This is a genomic window from Nonomuraea corallina (assembly GCF_027620315.1).
In the GTDB taxonomy this organism is placed as follows: Bacteria; Actinomycetota; Actinomycetes; order Streptosporangiales; family Streptosporangiaceae; genus Nonomuraea; species Nonomuraea corallina.
The window spans coordinates 18981-36007 of sequence record NZ_JAPNNL010000064.1 but is presented as its reverse complement, the minus strand read 5'-3'; the positions used below and the strand labels follow the sequence as shown (position 1 = coordinate 36007).

The 17027-nt window shown below is 71.1% G+C and carries 14 protein-coding genes; 8 read left to right on the top strand and 6 right to left on the bottom strand.

The genetic code is table 11. The annotated features are described in order from the left end of the window. Positions 1 to 258 precede the first annotated feature (258 nt). From OUY22_RS17760 to OUY22_RS17725, 8 genes are all read left to right on the top strand, one after another. Positions 259 to 1572, top strand: a complete 1314-nt coding sequence (locus OUY22_RS17760) for an ammonium transporter (RefSeq protein ID WP_270156114.1) — start codon at positions 259 to 261, stop codon at positions 1570 to 1572. Next, positions 1569 to 1907 (top strand): P-II family nitrogen regulator, encoded by a 339-nt coding sequence (locus OUY22_RS17755; protein WP_270156113.1) that lies wholly within the window; start codon positions 1569 to 1571, stop codon positions 1905 to 1907. Before OUY22_RS17760 ends, OUY22_RS17755 begins: the two co-directional genes overlap by 4 nt. A gap of 30 nt (positions 1908 to 1937) precedes the next feature. After that, positions 1938 to 4163 (top strand): [protein-PII] uridylyltransferase, encoded by a 2226-nt coding sequence (locus OUY22_RS17750; protein ID WP_270156112.1) that lies wholly within the window; start codon positions 1938 to 1940, stop codon positions 4161 to 4163. A gap of 136 nt (positions 4164 to 4299) precedes the next feature. Further along, complete coding sequence (locus OUY22_RS17745) at positions 4300 to 7284, top strand: sensor histidine kinase (RefSeq protein ID WP_270156111.1); 2985 nt, start codon at positions 4300 to 4302, stop codon at positions 7282 to 7284. A 22-nt stretch (positions 7285 to 7306) separates the two neighbouring features. Beyond that, positions 7307 to 7729 (top strand): roadblock/LC7 domain-containing protein, encoded by a 423-nt coding sequence (locus OUY22_RS17740; protein ID WP_270156110.1) that lies wholly within the window; start codon positions 7307 to 7309, stop codon positions 7727 to 7729. A gap of 27 nt (positions 7730 to 7756) precedes the next feature. Next, positions 7757 to 8119 carry a DUF742 domain-containing protein gene (locus OUY22_RS17735; protein ID WP_270156109.1) on the top strand — a complete coding sequence of 121 codons (363 nt, stop codon included), beginning with the start codon at positions 7757 to 7759 and terminating at the stop codon, positions 8117 to 8119. Between the two features lie 7 nt (positions 8120 to 8126). Beyond that, positions 8127 to 8675, top strand: a complete 549-nt coding sequence (locus tag OUY22_RS17730; RefSeq protein WP_270156116.1) for a GTP-binding protein — start codon at positions 8127 to 8129, stop codon at positions 8673 to 8675. An 81-nt stretch (positions 8676 to 8756) separates the two neighbouring features. Next, positions 8757 to 9500, top strand: a complete 744-nt coding sequence (locus tag OUY22_RS17725) for a hypothetical protein (RefSeq protein WP_270156108.1) — start codon at positions 8757 to 8759, stop codon at positions 9498 to 9500. A gap of 63 nt (positions 9501 to 9563) precedes the next feature. On the opposite strand, the gene OUY22_RS17720 is transcribed toward OUY22_RS17725, so the two are convergent. The 6 genes from OUY22_RS17720 to OUY22_RS17695 form a co-directional block, all read right to left on the bottom strand. Beyond that, positions 9564 to 10337 (bottom strand): TetR/AcrR family transcriptional regulator, encoded by a 774-nt coding sequence (locus OUY22_RS17720; protein WP_270156107.1) that lies wholly within the window; start codon positions 10335 to 10337, stop codon positions 9564 to 9566. Positions 10338 to 10368: 31 nt separating this feature from the next. Continuing rightward, complete coding sequence (betA, locus tag OUY22_RS17715; RefSeq protein ID WP_270156106.1) at positions 10369 to 12003, bottom strand: choline dehydrogenase; 1635 nt, start codon at positions 12001 to 12003, stop codon at positions 10369 to 10371. Further along, positions 12000 to 12935: an ABC transporter substrate-binding protein gene (locus OUY22_RS17710; RefSeq protein ID WP_270156105.1), complete on the bottom strand. Its 936-nt coding sequence runs from the start codon at positions 12933 to 12935 to the stop codon at positions 12000 to 12002. The genes betA and OUY22_RS17710 overlap by 4 nt, the downstream gene beginning before the upstream one ends. Positions 12936 to 13002: 67 nt before the next feature. Then, a complete protein-coding gene (locus tag OUY22_RS17705; protein WP_270156104.1) occupies positions 13003 to 13974 on the bottom strand; it encodes an ABC transporter substrate-binding protein in 972 nt (323 codons plus the stop codon). Beyond that, positions 13971 to 15887: an ABC transporter permease gene (locus tag OUY22_RS17700; protein WP_270156103.1), complete on the bottom strand. Its 1917-nt coding sequence runs from the start codon at positions 15885 to 15887 to the stop codon at positions 13971 to 13973. The genes OUY22_RS17705 and OUY22_RS17700 overlap by 4 nt, the downstream gene beginning before the upstream one ends. Then, a complete protein-coding gene (locus OUY22_RS17695; protein ID WP_270156102.1) occupies positions 15884 to 16939 on the bottom strand; it encodes a quaternary amine ABC transporter ATP-binding protein in 1056 nt (351 codons plus the stop codon). Before OUY22_RS17695 ends, OUY22_RS17700 begins: the two co-directional genes overlap by 4 nt. Positions 16940 to 17027: the final 88 nt, after the last annotated feature.

Genomic DNA, 17027 nt, shown 5'->3' with positions numbered 1-17027 from the left:
TTGAGGCGCGCGGGTTGCGGCGCGCGGGTTGCGGCGCGTGGATTACGGCGCGCGCGTTGAGGTGCGACACGCCCGGGACGGCCGTGGTACGCGGCAGAAGGGGCCGAAAAGCAGCTAATTGGGGGTCGTGAGACGACCGAAACTCTCCCGAAACACCAATGTGGCGAGATTCACGAATGTGAAACACATCAGGTCGAGCGGCGAAACCGGGGCCGAACACGCTGTGCCAATCACGTCACACTTAAGGAGGGTCGCGTCGTGCAGATCGATACTGGCACCACGGCCTGGATGCTCACGGCCACCGCGCTGGTGCTGTTGATGACCCCTGGTCTCGCGCTGTTCTACGGCGGGATGACCAGGGCCAAAAGCGTCCTGAACATGATGATGATGTCGTTCGCCGCGATCATCGTCGTCACCGTGCTCTGGCTGTTCTACGGTCACTCCCTGGCATTCACGGAGAACCCTGTCGCGGCGATCAACAACTTCGTCGGCGGGTTCGACGCGCTGGGGCTCCAGAGCCTCGTCGAGACGGCCACGGCTGACGACGGCTCGGGCATGCCCAGCCTCGTCTTCTCGGCCTTCCAGTTGACGTTCGCCATCATCACCGTCGCACTGATCAGCGGTGCGATCGCGGACCGTGCGAAGTTCGGCGCCTGGGTGCTGTTCGCGGCGGTCTGGGCGACGATCGTCTACTTCCCGGTGGCCCACTGGGTCTGGGGCGGCGGCTGGCTCAACTCGATGGGCATCGAGGACTTCGCCGGCGGCACCGTCGTGCACATCAACGCCGGCGCCGCGGCGCTGGCGCTGGCCCTGGTCATCGGCAAGCGGCAGGGCTGGCGCAAGGAGCCGATGCGACCGCACAACCTCACGCTCGTGCTGCTCGGCGCGGCGATGCTGTGGTTCGGCTGGTTCGGCTTCAACGCCGGCTCCGAGCTCATCGTCGACGGCATCGCCGGTCTGGCCTTCATGAACACCCAGCTCGCCACCGCCGTCGCGGCCGGCGCCTGGCTCGTGGTGGAGAAGCTCCGCGACGGCCACGCCACCAGCCTCGGCGTCGCCTCCGGCGCGGTCAGCGGCCTGGTCGCCATCACCCCCGCCTGTGGTTTCGTCGACCCCTGGGCCGCCGCGCTGATCGGTCTGATCGCCGGCGCGGTCTGTGCCTTCGCGGTCGGCCTGAAGTACAAGCTCAACTACGACGACTCCCTCGACGTGGTCGGCGTGCACCTGGTCGGCGGTGTGATCGGCGCGGTCGCGCTGGGCTTCGTGGCCGCCTACCCGGCCACCGACGCGCAGAGCACGGGCCTGTTCTACGGAGGCGGCTTCGGCCAGCTCGGCCTCCAGGTGCTCGGCCCGGTCGCGGTCGGCCTCTACTCCTTCGTGATCACCTGGATCATCGGCAAGATCATCGACAAGACGATGGGCTTCCGGATCCCGGCCGAGGACGAGGTCACCGGCATCGACGTCACCACCCACGCCGAGACCGGCTACGACCTCGGCACCGTGCACGCCTCCGGCGTGAGCGCCCCCAACGGTTCCGTCACCACCCCGGCTCCCAAGAAGGTGGAAGCATGAGGCTCATCACCGCCGTCATCAAGCCGTTCAAGCTCGATGACGTGAAGGCCGCCCTGGAGCAGTTCGGCATCAAGGGCATGACGGTCAGCGAGGCGAGCGGCTACGGCCGGCAGCGCGGCCACACCGAGGTCTACCGGGGCGCCGAGTACCAGGTGGACCTGGTGCCCAAGGTCCGCGTCGAGGTCCTGATCGACGAGGACGACGCCGAGGACGTCATCGACGTCATCGTCAAGGCGGCCCAGACCGGCAAGATCGGCGACGGCAAGGTGTGGTCCGTCCCGGTCGACGCGGTGGTCCGGGTGCGGACAGGAGAGCGCGGGCCGGAGGCCCTCTGAACATGGCGTCGGGTGGAGCGGGGGTAACACGTGAGGGATGAGGCACGCTCGTACGCCGCGGCTCGTAAGGAGCGGACCGCGGACACCGACCGCTGGCTCAAGGATCTCTTCCGTACGGCGAGCGACGGCGAGCACGTCTCACTGGTCGCCGTGGGCAGTCTGGGCCGGGGCGAGCTCGCCCCGGGCAGCGACCTCGACCTCGTCCTGCTCCACAACGGCCGGCCGGACGTCGGCCGGATAGCCGATCGCATCTGGTATCCGATCTGGGACTCCGCCGTCGGCCTCGACCACTCGGTCCGCACCGTGGACGAGGCCGTGGCGGTGGCCCGGGACGATCTCAAGGCGGTGCTGGGCCTGATCCAGGCCCGGCACATCGCCGGAGACGCCGAGCTGACGCGGAGGGCCAGGGAGGCGGTGCTCGCCGAGTGGCGGGCCGACTCCCGGCGCCGGCTGGGCGAGCTGCGCGACGCGGCCGACCAGCGGGCCAGGACCAGCGGCGAGCTGGCCTTCCTCCTCGAACCCGACCTCAAGGACGGCCGCGGCGGGCTCCGCGACGTCCAGGCGATGCAGGCCGTGGCCGCGGCCTGGGTCGCCTCCGCTCCCGGCCCGAGGGCCCGGGAGGCCCACGAGTTCATCCTCGACGTCAGGCACGCCCTGCACGTCGTCACCGCGCGCGGCACCGACAAGCTCGTGCTGCAGGAGCAGGACGCGGTCGCCGGGCTGCTCGGCCTGCTCGACGCCGAGGCGGTCATGCGCAGGCTCGCCGAGGCGGGCCGGACGATCTCCCACGCCTTCGACGCGACCTGGCGCACGGTTGACAGGCTCCTGTCAGGGCCCGCGCCGCGCGGGCGCCGTCCCCTGGCCGAAGGGGTGGTGGAGCACGGCGGCGAGGTGGTGCTCGCCCGGGGCGCCACGCCCCGCAAGGACCCGGTGCTGGTGCTGCGCGCCGCCGCGGCGGCGGCCGAGTCCGGCCTGCCGCTGGCCCCCGCGACCGTCTCCGTCCTCGCGGCCCAGTCGGCCCCGATGCCGGTGCCGTGGCCGGAGGAGGCGCGCGACGCGCTGGTGTCGATGCTCGGCGCGGGCCGCGCGGCCGTGCCCGTGTGGGAGGAGCTCGACCAGGCGGGGATCATTGTCAGACTCCTTCCTGACTGGGAGCGGGTGCGGCACCGCCCGCAGCGCCATCCGATCCACCGGTTCACCGTCGACCGTCACCTGATCGAGGCGGCCGCGAACGCCGCCGGGCACACCCGCGAGGTCTCCCGGCCCGACCTGCTGCTGATCTCGGCGCTCCTGCACGACATCGGCAAGGGCTGGCCCGGCGACCACTCCTCGACCGGCGAGGTCGTGGTGCGCGACATCGGCGCCCGCCTCGGGCTGCCCGCCCGGGACGTGGACGTCCTGGCCACGGTGGTCCGCCACCATCTGCTGCTCCCCGAGACCGCCACCCGGCGTGACCTGGACGACCCGGTCACGATCGAGAAGGTCGCCGGCACCGTGGGCTCGCGCGAGGTGCTGGAGCTGCTCGCGGCCCTGGCCGTGGCCGACGGCAACGCCACCGGCCCCGCCGCCTGGAACACCTGGAAGGCCGGGCTGGTCGCCGATCTGGTGCGCCGGGTGCGGTCGGTGCTGTCCGGCTCGCCGCCGCCCAAGGCTCCCACGCTCTCGCCCGAGCAGGCCGCGCTGGCCCGCCACGGCGGCGGCGCGGTGCGGGTCAACGGCGGCGCGGTGACGGTGGTCGCGCCGGACCGGGTCGGCCTGCTGTGGAGCGCCGCCGGCGTGCTGGCCGCGCACCGGCTCGTGGTGCGTTCGGCCTCGGCCGCGTCGGCCGGGGCCACGGCCGTGATCGAGTTCTCCGTCGTCCCCGAGTACGGCACGCCGCCGGACCCCGCCACCCTGGAAGCCGATCTCCGTCTGGTCCTTGCCGGCCGCCTTGACATCGAGCAAAGGCTGGCCCGCCGGGTGAGAGCGATGCGGCCGGTGCGGGTGCCGGTCGCGCCGCCCAAGGTGACGCTGGTCGACGACGCCTCCGCGACCGCCACCGTGGTCGAGGTGAGGGCCCATGACAAGCCCGGTCTCCTGTGGCGCATCGGACGCGCCTTCGGTGACTGCGGTCTTGACGTCAGAGCCGCTCGCGTAGAGACTCTCGGCGCGGAGGCTGTGGACGTGTTCTATGTGGTCGACCGTGTTGGACGCCCCCTCAGCGACAGCACGCAACGCAATCAGGTCCGCGACGCCGTACTAGCCGCGCTGCGATAACCAACAGCACACGACCCCCGGTCACCTTTGTAACGATTGTGCCCGGTTTGTGCGTTACGTCAGGTGCTGCGGATACTTTGTGGACGGCCTGACGACCGATGCCAGGCATCGGCTTGATCGAGGGGTTGCGGTAGCAGTGACAACGGGGAATGCCGGGGGCGCAGGCACCGGGCGACGGGCCCGCGCCAAACAGGCGCTGCCGCGGCTGGCGCTGCGCAACTGGCGGGTGCGCTGGCGGCTCACCGCGCTCGTCCTCGTCCCCACCCTGGCCGGCGTCGTGCTCGGGGGAGCCAGGGTGGTGGAGTCCGTCCAGAGCGTCTCCGCCTTCGACCGCACGGCCGTCGCGGCCGAGCAGGCGGGGCGGATCCGCGCGCTGGTGCAGGCACTCGGGCTGGAGCGCGACACCGGCGGCTGGTACGACGCCGCCCGGTCCCAGCGCAAACGGCTGGAGCAGCCGTACGAGGAGCGCAAGGCGGAGGTCGACCGGCTCGTCAAGGCCGTGCGGACGGACCTCGCCGCGATGGACGAGTCCTACGGCGACCGCGTCACCGAGGTCGTCGGCCGCGCCCGCACCGACCTGGGCAACCTGTCCGCGATCAGGGCCGAGGGCCGGCGCGACACGACCCGCTACGACACGCTGCTCGACTCGCTGCTGCGCCTGCACGACGAGCTGAGCCTGCTCAGCGAGGACTCCGAGATCGTCGGCCAGTTCCGCGCGCTGAGCGCGCTGACCAGGGCCAAGGAGCAGGTCTCCCGCCAGCGCGCCCAGCTCCTGCGCGGCCACTACAACGCCGACAGCGTGGACGCCAAGGAGGTCGAGCGGTTCATCGCGGCCAACGCCGCGCAGCGCGCCCAGATCCAGGCCGTGACGCAGGAGGCCGGCGCCCGCGCGGGCATGGAGCTGCAGCGCGCGCTGACCATCCCCGAGTACTACAACAGCGAGCTGACCAAGGCCCGCGCCGTCACGCTGGCCAGCGGCCGCGCGCCCGGGGTGCGGATCAGGGACGACCTGCTCGCCTCGACCAAGGCCGACACGCCCGCGCCGGACCAGTGGTTCGACGACAACAGCAAGGTCATCGCCGCGCTCGGGTCGGTGGAGAGCTCGCTGGCCGAGCGGGTGGCGCTGCGCTCCCAGGAACTGCGCGACTCCGAGATCCGCAACGCGATCATCGTCGGCACGCTGATCGTCGGACTGCTGCTGATCGTGCTGCTGCTCACCGTCGCCATCGCCCGCTCGATGGTCACCCCGCTGCGCCGCCTGCGCACGGAGGCGCTGGAGATCGCCGGCTTCCGCCTGCCGGACGTGGTGCGCCAGCTACGCGCCTCCGGCGAGACCACCGCGCCCGAGATCCGCCCGATCGACATCGCCGGCAACGACGAGATCGGCGAGGTGGCCCGCGCATTCGACCAGGTGCACCGCCAGGCGGTGCGGCTGGCGGGCGAGGAGGCCGAGCTGCGCGGCAACATCAGCGCGATGTTCGTCAACCTCTCACGCCGCACCCAGACGCTGGTCGAACGGCAGATCTCGCTGATCGACGGCCTGGAGAAGGGCGAGCAGGACGGAGGCCGGCTGGCCGACCTGTTCAAGCTCGACCACCTGGCCACCCGCATGCGCCGCAACTCCGAGAACCTCCTGGTCCTCGCCGGCCACGAGCCCACCCGCCGCCGCAGCCAGCCGGCCAAGCTGGTCGACGTGGTGCGCGCCGCGCTGTCGGAGGTCGAGGGGTACGAGCGCGTCCAGGTCAAGGTGCACCGCGCCACCTCGGTCCTCGGCAGCGTCGCCAACGACCTGGTCCACCTGGTGGCCGAGCTGGTGGAGAACGCGTTGCAGTTCTCGCCCAGCAACGCCCAGGTCACCGTCTCCAGCAGCCTCATCGAAGGCGGCGGGGCCCTGCTGTCCGTCACCGACAACGGCATCAGCATGACCGAGGAGGAGCTCGCCGACGCCAACCGGCGCCTGGCCGAGCCGCCCGTGGTGGACGTGTCGGTGTCGCGGCGCATGGGCCTGTTCGTGGTCGGCCGGCTGGCGCTGCGCCACGGCATCCGGGTGCAGCTGCGCCGGGGTGACGGCACCGGGCTGATCGCCATGGTGCTGATCCCGCCGGCGCTCATCCAGGACGCCACCAGGCAGCCGCTGCCGCAGCGGCCCGCGTTCGGCGGGGGCAGCACGTCCGTCCCGCACCGGCCGCAGGTGCCAGGCCAGAACGGCTTCCGCTCCTACGACTCCCTCGACGCCGCGCCGGGCCGGCCTCTGACGGGGCCGTTCGGGGCCGACACCGGCGTCTCGCGACTCCCGTCCCTCGACCCGGGGGCGTTCCCGTCGTACCCGAGCCCGGCGCAGGGGTTAACCCCCGACTCCTACCCGTCGGGCCCGCCCGCCCGGCCGCCGGCGCAGGACCGGCCAGGCTCCTACCCGTCGTACCCGAGCCCGTCTCATCAGGGTCCGTCTCATCAGGGCCCGTCGCACCAGGGTCCGTCGGGGCCGGATCAGTCGCGTACGGGTCCGTCACCCGCGGACCCGTCGTCCGCGAGTCCGCCGGAGTCGAACCGGTCGTACCCGAGCATCGAACTGCCCCGCCGGCAGCCGCGCTCGGAGTTCCCGAAACCCGACCTCCCGAGCGCGGACCCGCAGAACGGGCAGGGGTCGCGCGCGACGCCGCCGGGCGGCCGCTACGGCGCCGGCGACCTGCGCGGGCCCGGCCCGATGCCCTCGGCGGAGGTCTCGCCGATGGAGGCGGAGCAGGAGGAGTACCTGCCGATCTTCGCCGCGGTGGAGTCGGCCTGGTTCCGCCGGCCGCCGGAGAACGGCACGAGCGAGGACGGTCTCGCGCCCGTACCCTCCGGGGAGCAGACGTGGCGCACCGCCGCCGACGCCGGCTGGCAGGCGGCGGCCGCCGCGAGCGACCCGAGCCTGGGCGGCGTCACCTCCGCCGGGCTCCCCAAGCGCACGCCCAAGGCGAACCTCGTGCCGGGCTCGGCGGGCAGGCCGGCGGTTCAGCAGCAGGCTCAGGACCCCCGGCCGGCCCTGTCGGCCGAGCGGATCCGCAACAGGATGGCCGGCTTCCAGCAGGGAGTACGGCGGGGCCGGGCCGAAATCCGCGAACAGGAGGAACGAGAGTGAGCGAGCGTCCTGAGGAGGGCCAGTGACGACCCTGAGCCATGAGGCGCACCGGTTCGACTGGCTGATCACCGACTTCGTACGGAACACGCCCGGCGTCGCGCACGCGGTCGTCGTGTCCGCGGACGGGCTCAGCCTGGCCACCTCCGAAGGGTTCCCGCCGGACCGGGCCGACCAGCTCGCCGCGGTCTCCGCGGGGCTGCTGAGCCTCACTGTCGGCGCGTCCCGCGTGTTCGAGGGCGGCTCGGTGACGCAGACCGTGGTCGAGATGCAGCGCGGGCTGCTCATCGTCATGGCGATCAGCGACGGCTCGGTCCTGACCGTGCTGGCGGGCCCCGACTGCGACATGGGTCTGGTGGCGTACCAGATGACGCTGCTCGTCGACCGCGCGGGCCAGGCGCTCACGCCGGCCCTGCGCGCGGAGCTGCAAGCGGCCAGGACGCGGTGATGTGAGTGGAGATGAGGGGAGAGGGCCGTGTACGGGAGTGAGGGACACGGGGACGAAGAGCCCCTGTTCCGCCCCTACGCGGTGACCGGTGGCCGGTCCGAGCCGCGCTATCACCTCGCCATGGAGACCTTGATCTCCTCGATGTCCATTCCGGACGACGAGATGGCCATGCTCACCCCCGAACAGGAGGCGATCATGCAGCTGTGCCGCTCGTTCCGGTCGGTCGCCGAGATCTCGGCCCTGCTCCGGGTCCCGCTGGGCGTGGCCCGGGTGCTGGTCGCCGACATGTCCGACGAAGGACTCGTCCGCCTGCACGCGCCACGCCTGGCGCAGGGACAGCCGGACCTCAACATGCTGGAAAGGGTGCTCAGTGGACTTCGCAGGCTCTAGCACCGGCCTGACCTCGACGAAGATCGTGGTCGCGGGCGGGTTCGGCGTCGGCAAGACGACGTTCGTGGGGGCGGTGTCCGAGATCCTGCCGCTGACCACCGAGGCGGTCATGACCGACGCCTCCGCGGGGATCGACGACCTCGGCCTGACGCCGCACAAGCAGACCACGACCGTGGCCATGGACTTCGGGCGGCTGTCGCTGGACCGCGACCTGATCCTCTACCTGTTCGGCACGCCCGGTCAGCACCGGTTCTGGTTCATGTGGGACGACCTGGTGCGCGGCGCGATCGGCGCTGTGGTGCTGCTCGACACGCGGCGGTTGGCCGACAGCTTCCCGGCCATCGACTACTTCGAGGAGGCCCAGCTGCCCTTCATCGTCGGGATCAACGGCTGGGACGGGCAGTTCCCGCACACCGACGAGGAGGTGCGCGAGGCGCTGGCGCTCTCTCCGCACGTGCCGATCGTCCGTACGGACGCGCGCCGCCGGGAGTCGGTCAAGGCGACGCTGATCTCGTTGGTGGAGCATGTGGTGCGCCTGCGGGCCGCGCCGGTATAAGCAGGAAATTTCGGAAACCAGCGGCTTGCCCACACTACGCTGCTAGATCTTCAGCATTGATCGCGACAAAGGGTGTGCATGGTGTGGATCGCCTTGGCGGGCGGCCTGGCCGTCATCGGTGTGATCGTCTGGTCCTATCGGCGCCGTGCCTCCCAGGCTGAGGGCGCGGCCCCGGAGCGGTCCCCGCGGAGCTGGGCGGCCCGGCTGGACGAGGACGCGCGGGTGGCCTTCAGGGAAGGGCTGCGGGCGTACGAGGACAAAGTGGGTCCGCTGAGCGTCGGCGAGGAGCACGGCGTGCTGACCGTCCACGACCCGCCGCGGCTCGTCTCGCTGCGCCTGCTCGCGGACCGGTTCGCCGCCCTCGGACCTGACGGGCTGCACGACCCGGAGGAGACCGTGCGCGAGCTGGTGGCCGGCTGCGTGGCCACCGAGCAGCCGGGGGTGCTGCACCTGCGCCGGGGGTGGTCGCCCGGCCCCGTCGACGGCATGGACCGGGCCGCTTTCACGGCGGCTGTACGGGAGATCGTCTGTCCGGACGGCGCCGAGGGCGTCAGCGGGTGGACCGCCGACGAGGAGTCCGGCAGTCTCCAGGTCACCGTCGCGGGCGACGAGGAGGGCAACACGCTCCTGCTCGACCTGGCCCGCGTGCTCGACGGCTACGCGGGGCTGCGCGCCGAGCGGCCCGGCATGCCCGCCGGCGCCCTGCTGCGCGACGTGCTCTTCCGCATGCTGGCCGCGAACGACCCTGGCCTGACCTGGACCGGGCCGCCGGCCGAACGCCACCGAGCGATCCTGCTCGCCGCCGACCGGCATCCGGCGAGCTGAGCGGCTCGCCGCGGCGGTCACGGCCCCCGGCCCGGCGCGCGCGGCTGTCCGGCGGCTGCCGGCCTACGGGCCTGCCTGGGTGCGGCCGTCCACCAGCGCCTGGATGCCGTCGAGCACTCTGGCCAGGCCGAACGTGAAGGCGTGCTCGGCGCTGTAGGCGGCGCCGAGAGACTCGCCGGTCGCCTGTCCCACCCGCGCGGCCGTCGGGAAACGCGCCGGGTCGGCGATGCGGCCGAAGAACGGCGCGTGGGCGGCCCACCACTGCTCGTCGGACATCCCGGTCTGGCTCTCCGCCTGCGCCGCCTCCACCGCGCCCCGGGCCGTGCCGTGCACGAAGCCGGTGATCAGGGTGATCACCGAGTCCATCTCCACGTCGGTCAGCCCGATGCCGTCGACCGCGCGCAGCTCGTAGTCGTACTTGGCGGTCAGGTTGGGGCCGAGCACCGGTCGGCTCACGGCCACCTGCAGCAGCCAGGGGTGGCGCAGGTAGAGCGCCCAGTTCTCGCGGGCGATCAGCTCCAGCCGGCCTCGCCAGCCGCCGGGCACGTCCTCGGGCCTGGCCGTCTCGCCGTAGACGGTGTCGAGCATGAGGTCGAGCAGCTCGGGCTTGCCCGGCACGTACGTGTAGAGCGACATCGTGCCCACGCCGAGCTTCTCCGCGACCCGGCGCATGGACAGCCCCTGCAGGCCCTCGGCGTCGGCCACCTCGACGGCGGCGCGCACGATCCGGTCGACGCTCAGGTCGGGCTTGCCCTTGCGGCTGACGCGCTCACTGGTGCGCCAGAGCAGCGCGAGGCTGCGCGCCGGGTCGCCCTTTCCGCTGTACTCCACTGTCATCTTTCGTACGGTACACCGTACGGTTACGGGTTCAGCCGTCGGCCCGGTGACGGTGGAACGCGACCGGCTCCGGCGGCAGCGGGGTGTTGCCGAGGATGAGGTCGGCCGCCTTCTCCGCGAGCATCATGACCGGGGCGTAGATGTTGCCGTTCGTCACGTACGGCATGACCGAGGCGTCCACCACGCGCAGCCCTTCCAGCCCGTGCACGCGCATCGTCTCGGGATGCACGACAGACAGCTCGTCCAGGCCCATCTTGCAGGTGCACGACGGGTGCAGGGCGGTCTCGCCGTCGCGCGCCACCCACTCCAGGATCTCCTCGTCGGTCCGCACGGACGGGCCGGGGGAGATCTCGCCGCCGTCCAGGCCGTCCCAGGCGGGCTGGGACAGGATGTCCCTGGCGTGCCGGACGGCCTCCACCCACTCGCGGCGGTCCTGCTCCGTCGACAGGTAGTTGAAGCGCAGGGCGGGCTTGACGCGCGGGTCGGCGGAGGTGACGCGGACCGAGCCGCGGGCGTCGGAGTACATCGGGCCGACGTGCACCTGGTAGCCGTGGCCGCCGGCCGGCGCGGAACCGTCGTAGCGCACCGCGATCGGCAGGAAGTGGAACATCAGGTTCGGGTACGCGACCTCGTCGTTGGAGCGGATGAACCCGCCCGCCTCGAAGTGGTTGGTGGCCCCGGGACCGCCGCGCAGGAACAGCCACTGGGCGCCGATGACCGGCCTGCGCCACCAGGCCAGCGACGGTTGCTGCGACACGGGCCGCTTGCACGCGTGCTGGACGTACACCTCCAGGTGGTCCTGGAGGTTCTCGCCCACGCCGGGCAGGTCGTGCACGACCGGGATGCCCAGCGGCTCCAGCAGGGAGGCGGGGCCGACGCCGGACAGCTGCAGCAGCTGCGGCGAGTTGATCGCGCCGCCGCAGACGACGACCTCGCCGGCGGTGATGCGCTCGCCGTCGGAGATCACGCCGACCGCGCGGTCGCCCTCGAAGACGATCCGCTCCACGAAGGCCCTGGTCCGGACCGTCAGGTTGCGGCGGCCGCGCACCGGGTGCAGGTAGGCGCGGGCCGCGCTGAGCCGGCGGCCGCGGTGCAGGTTGCGGTCGAAGGCGGCGAAGCCCTCCTGCCGGTAGCCGTTCACGTCGTCGGTGAGCGGGTGCCCGGCCTGCTGGACGGCCTCGAAGAACGCCTCGAACAGCGGGCCCCGCGCGGGGCCGCGCTCCAGCTTGAGCGGGCCGTCGCCGCCGCGGAAGTCGGTGCCCGGGTCGGCCAGGCAGTTCTCCATCTTCTTGAAGTACGGCAGGCAGTGGGCGTAGTCCCAGGTCTTCATCCCGGGGTCGGACGCCCAGCGCTCGTAGTCGAGCGGGTTGCCGCGCTGGAAGATCATGCCGTTGATGCTGCTGGAGCCGCCGAGCACCTTGCCGCGCGCGTGGTAGACGCGCCGGCCGTTCATGTGCGGCTCGGGCTCGGACTCGTACTTCCAGTCGTAGAACCTGCTGCCGATGGGGAACATCAGCGCGGCGGGCATGTGGATGAACACGTCCCACCGCCAGTCGGCGCGGCCCGCCTCCAGCACCAGCACCGACACGGACGGATCGGCGCTCAGCCGGTTGGCCAGGGCGCTGCCGGCGGAGCCGCCGCCCACGATGACGTAGTCGTAGCTCATCGGGGGATCCAGTCCTTCCACACGATCTCGTTCTCCTCCACCCAGCGTTTCGCGGCCTCGGCGGCGGTCAGGTCCTCGTTGATCATGTCACTGGCGACCTTGTTCTGGTCGTCGTTGGTCCACTGGAAGTTGCGCACCAACTCGTACGCCTTGCCGCCGGTCTCGGCGAACCGCTTGCTGACGATCTTGTCGAGCAGGTACGGCGGGTAGTCGCACGCGACCCGGGCCGGACGCGCGTCGCAGCCGATGGCGTGGGCCGGCAGGTTGATCTTCACCAGCTTGACCTTGGTGAAAAGCCACTGCGGCTCGTAGAAGTACATCAGCAGCGGCGTCTTGTTCTTGGTCGCCGCCTGGGCGGCCTTGATCAATGCGTCCTCGCTGCCGGAGTAGACGACCTTGTAATCGAGATCGAGATTCTTGACGAGCGCCTCGTCATTGGTGACGAACGAGGGATCGCCGTCGAGCACCTGACCGAGTTCGCCGGATTTCGCGGTCCTGAACAAGTTCGCGTACTTGTTCAGATTGCGCCAGTCGGTGATGTCCGGGTGTTCCTTGACCATCCACTCGGGGACATACCATCCGATCACCCCTTTGTTGCCCGTGAGACCGGCGGAGAGGGCGACTTTCTTGTTCTCGATGTACTCCTCTTTGAGGTCGTTGTGCCCCCAGTTCTCGACGATGACGTCGACCTCGCCGGTCTCGAAACCTTTCCAGGAATCCGCTTCGGCCATCTCGCGCGTCTGCACCTGATAACCGAGCCGGCTCTTGAGCAGGTGGGTCAGCACGGCGGCCTGGGCTTCGTAGCCGACCCAGCCGTGGATGTCGATCTTGACCGTCTTGGGGGCGCCGGTCGCCGTGGGGGACTCCTCGGCCGTGCAGGCGGTCAGCAGCAGGGCCAGCGCGAGCGGCCCGGCGAGAATCTTGGTTCGCATGAGGGTCTCCGCGACCGTGGCCCCGCGGTGAAGGCGGGGCCACGCGTCTCGTGGGTGTCGGAGGGGCTTACTGAGGGATCCAGGCCTGCCACTTGGCGGGGTTGGCCTCGATCCACTTCTTGGCGGCCTCCTCGCCGGTCATGCCGCCGTTGGTCATGTCGTCGGACACCTGGTTCTGGTCGGCGTTGGTCCAGTTGAAGTTCTTGACCAGCTCGTACGCCTTGCCGCCGGTGTCGGCGAACTTCTTGCTGACGATCTTGTCGAGGTCCATCTCCGGGTAGTCGCAGGCGACCTTCTTGGGGTCGGCGTCGCAGCCCTCGGTGTACTCGGGCAGGTTCACGCGGACCAGCTCGGTCTGGCTGAACAGCCAGTGCGGGTCCCAGAAGTAGAACAGCAGCGCCTTCTTCTGCGCCTGCGCCTGCTGGGCGCTCTTGATCAGCGCCGCCTCGCTGCCACCAGTGACGATCTTGAAGTCCAGCTTGAGGTTCTTGATGAGCGCGGCCTCGTTGCTGACGTACGAGGGGTCGCCGAAGAGCAGCTGGCCCTTGCCTCCGGACTCGGAGGTCTTGAACAGGTCGGCGTACTTGTTCAGGTTCTTCCAGTCGGTGATGTCCGGGTGCTCGTCGGCCATCCACTTGGGGATGTACCAGCCGATGACGCCCTTGTTGCCGGTCGAGCCCGCCTCGACGGCGACCTTCTTCTCCTCGATGTACTGCTTCTTGAGGTCCGGGTGTCCCCAGTTCTCGATGATGACGTCGACGTCGCCGGTCTCGAAGCCCTCCCAGGCGAGTTGCTCCTTGATCTCCGGCATCTCGACGGTGTAGCCGAGCTCGTTCTTCAGCAGGTACGCCACCACGTTGGCGCTGGCCTCGTAGCCCACCCACGGGTTGATCGCGATCTTCACGGTGCCGGCCGGGGACGAGGCGGCGGCCGAGCCCTCGGGGGAGGCGGCGGTGGTGGCGCCGCCGTCGACCGTGGCCCCGCCGCACCCCGCGGCGAGGGCGAGCGTTAACAGGCCTGCGAACAGGCGAATCTTCATGTGACTTTCCTTTTCCGGGGAAGCGAACGCCTGTCGGCGCCCTGCGTGATGCGGTCCAGCATGACTCCGAGCAGGACCGTCGCGACACCGGCCACGAAGCCCATGCCGAAGTCGGGGCGCTGGGAGAATCCGAGTACGACGTCGTAGCCGAGGGCGCCGGCCCCGACCAGCCCGCCGACGACGACCATGGCCAGCGTCAGCACGATCCCCTGGTTGGCGGCGAGCAGGATGGCCCGGCGGGCCATCGGCAGCTGCACCTTCCACAGGATCTGGCCGGAGGTGGAGCCGGTGGAGGCGGCGGCCTCGATCACGGAGGCGGGCACGTTCCTGAGGCCGTCCTCGACCAGCCGCACGACGGGCGGCACGGCGTAGATGATCGAGGCGAAGATGGCGGTGAACCGGGTGGTGCCGAACAGGGCCAGCGCCGGCAGCAGGTAGACGAACGCGGGCATGGTCTGCGCGGCGTCCAGCAGCGGGCGCTGCACGGCGGAGAAGCGCCCCGAGCGGGCGGCGGCGATGCCCAGCAGCACGCCGACGGCCAGGGTCGCGGCGACGGCGACGGCGACCGTGGTCAGCGTCCGCATCGAGTGCTCCCACGTGCCGAGCAGCGCGATCGCCAGCAGGCAGGCCAGCGCCGTCAGCGCCGGCCGCGCTCCGCTGACCCGCCAGGCGACCACGAGCACCGCGGCGGCGACCAGCCACCACGGCGCGGTGGTGAACAGCGTCTCCAGCGGGTTGAGCAGGTAGTTCGTCACGGTGTCCTTGACGAACGTGGTGACGGCGTACCAGTTCGTCTCGGCCCAGAGCACGGCCTCGTTGACCGGGCGGGTGACGTCGACCGTGAGGTCCTCCGGCCACTGGCGCGGCACGAACGCCGCGGCGGCCGGCCCGGCCAGCGCCAGCGCCCCGGCGGCGGCCACGTTGCCCCGGCCGATCCGGCTGTGCGGGTCGCGCCTGGCCACCGAGACCATCATCCGGTCCAGCACCACGGCCATGATCACGATCGCGACGCCGGCCGGGAGCATGATGCCGACCTGCGCCCTGGACAGGCCCCGGATGATGTCGGAGCCGAGGCCGGGCGCGGAGATCAGGTTGGCGATGACCACCATGGACAGCGCCATCATGATGGTCTGGTTGACCGCCAGCGCCATCGTGGAGCGCGCCAACGGCAGATAGACCTTGACCAGCGTCTGCGTCCTGGTGGCCCCCAGCGAGGCGGACGCCTCGACCGCGGTGGGGGAGACCTGCTCGATGGCCAGCGCCGTGATGCGGATCGCGGGCGGGATCGAGTAGATCATCGTCGCGATCACGCCGGCCGGGGCGCCGATGTGGAAGAACAGCGCGAGCGGCGCCAGGTAGGCGAACGTCGGCATGATCTGCATGACGTCCAGCACCGGCGTGACGGCCCTGCGCACCCGCGCCGACATCCCCGCCCAGATGCCCAGCGGGACGCCGATCGCCAGCGACAGCAGCACCGCCGCGGTGACCAGCGCGAGCGTCTCGACGCTCGACTCCCACAGCCCGAGCACTCCGAACGAGCAGAACCCGGCCACCGCGAGCAGCGCGACCCGCCAGCCGCCCGCCAGCCAGGCGAGCCCGCCCATGACCCCGATCAGTCCGGGCCAGCCCATCGCGACCAGCACCGTCTGCAAGGAGGTGTAGAGCGCGCCGACGAACAGGCGGATGTAGTTGAGGAAGTACAGGAAGAGCGGATTGTCGTTGCGGTGGTCGTCGATCCACTCACGCAGCTCGGTGACCGCGGTGAACGGCGCCGCCTCGCTGTCGTGCGGCAGCGTGCCGGTGCCGCGGAAGGCGAGGTACGCGAGCGCGAACAGCGCCGCGACCCCCGCCGGGGCCACCCACCTCGGCAGGCGCAGCCTGGAGGAGGCGGAGGTGACCGTCGTGCTGCTCATGCGCCGGTCCGCGCGGCCGCCGGGACGTCCTGGCCGGACAGGAAGGCGAGCAGGTCCACCCGGTCGACCACGCCGGACAGCTTCTCGCCGTCCATCACCCGGATCGGCCTGGAGGAGGCCGAGGCGGCGGCGATGGCGTCCTTGATCACGGTGGTCGCGGGCAGCTCCGGACCGTCCAGCGGCTCGCCCTCCTCGGGCGGCCGGGCGATCCAGCGCAGCGTCAGCACGTGGCTCCTCGGCACGTCGCGGACGAAGTCGGCCACGTAGTCGTCGGCGGGAGCACCCACCAGCTCTTCCGGGGTGCCCAGCTGGACGATCCCGCCGTCCCGCATGATCGCGATGCGCTCGCCCAGCTTGAGCGCCTCGGCCAGGTCGTGGGTGATGAACACCATCGTCTTGCCGACCTCGCGGTGCAGGCGGATGACCTCGGTCTGCATGTCACGGCGGATCAGCGGGTCCAGCGCGCTGAACGGCTCGTCGAAGAGCATCACCTGCGGGTCCACGGCGAGCGCGCGGGCCAGGCCGACGCGCTGCTGCATGCCGCCGGAGAGCTGGTCGGGGTAGGAGTCGGCGTGCCCGTCGAGGCCGACCAGCGACAGGATCTCCCTGGCCCGCTCGTGCCTGGCGGCCCTGGCCGCGCCCTGCACCTCCAGCCCGTACGCGACGTTGTCGATCACCCTGCGGTGCGGCAGCAGGCCGAAGTGCTGGAAGACCATGCTCACGTGGTGCCGGCGCAGGTCGCGGAGCTGGGCGGGGGAGGCGGCGGTCACGTCGGTGCCGCCGATCGTCACCCGGCCCGCGGTGGGCTCGATGAGGCGGGTGAGGCACCGGACGAGGGTGGACTTGCCGCTCCCGGACAGGCCCATCACGACGAAGACCTCGCCGGGGCGGACCTCGAAGCCGACGTCCCTGACGGCGGCGGTGCAGCCGGTCTTCTCCCTGAGCGCGGCGGGGTCCAGATGTCTGTCCTGGCTCGCCAGCACGCTCTCGGACTTGGGCCCGAAAATCTTCCAGAGCCCTTCGACCGCGATGGCCGCGCTGTCAGGGGACACCCGTACTCCTCGCCTTCTCGCCTAAGGGGCACAACATATGGGGTTGCGAAAGCAAAACTCAACGTCGTGACCGTTAGGAGATCTGCGT

Bases quoted from the DNA above. Each gene is read 5' to 3' on its own strand.
- OUY22_RS17755 (WP_270156113.1), top strand. From the start codon at position 1,569: ATGAGGCTCATCACCGCCGTCATCAAGCCGTTCAAGCTCGATGACGTG.
- OUY22_RS17700 (WP_270156103.1), bottom strand. From the start codon at position 15,887: ATGAGCAGCACGACGGTCACCTCCGCCTCCTCCAGGCTGCGCCTGCCG.
- OUY22_RS17710 (WP_270156105.1), bottom strand. From the start codon at position 12,935: ATGCGAACCAAGATTCTCGCCGGGCCGCTCGCGCTGGCCCTGCTGCTG.
- OUY22_RS17720 (WP_270156107.1), bottom strand. From the start codon at position 10,337: ATGACAGTGGAGTACAGCGGAAAGGGCGACCCGGCGCGCAGCCTCGCG.
- OUY22_RS17705 (WP_270156104.1), bottom strand. From the start codon at position 13,974: ATGAAGATTCGCCTGTTCGCAGGCCTGTTAACGCTCGCCCTCGCCGCG.
- betA (WP_270156106.1), bottom strand. From the start codon at position 12,003: ATGAGCTACGACTACGTCATCGTGGGCGGCGGCTCCGCCGGCAGCGCC.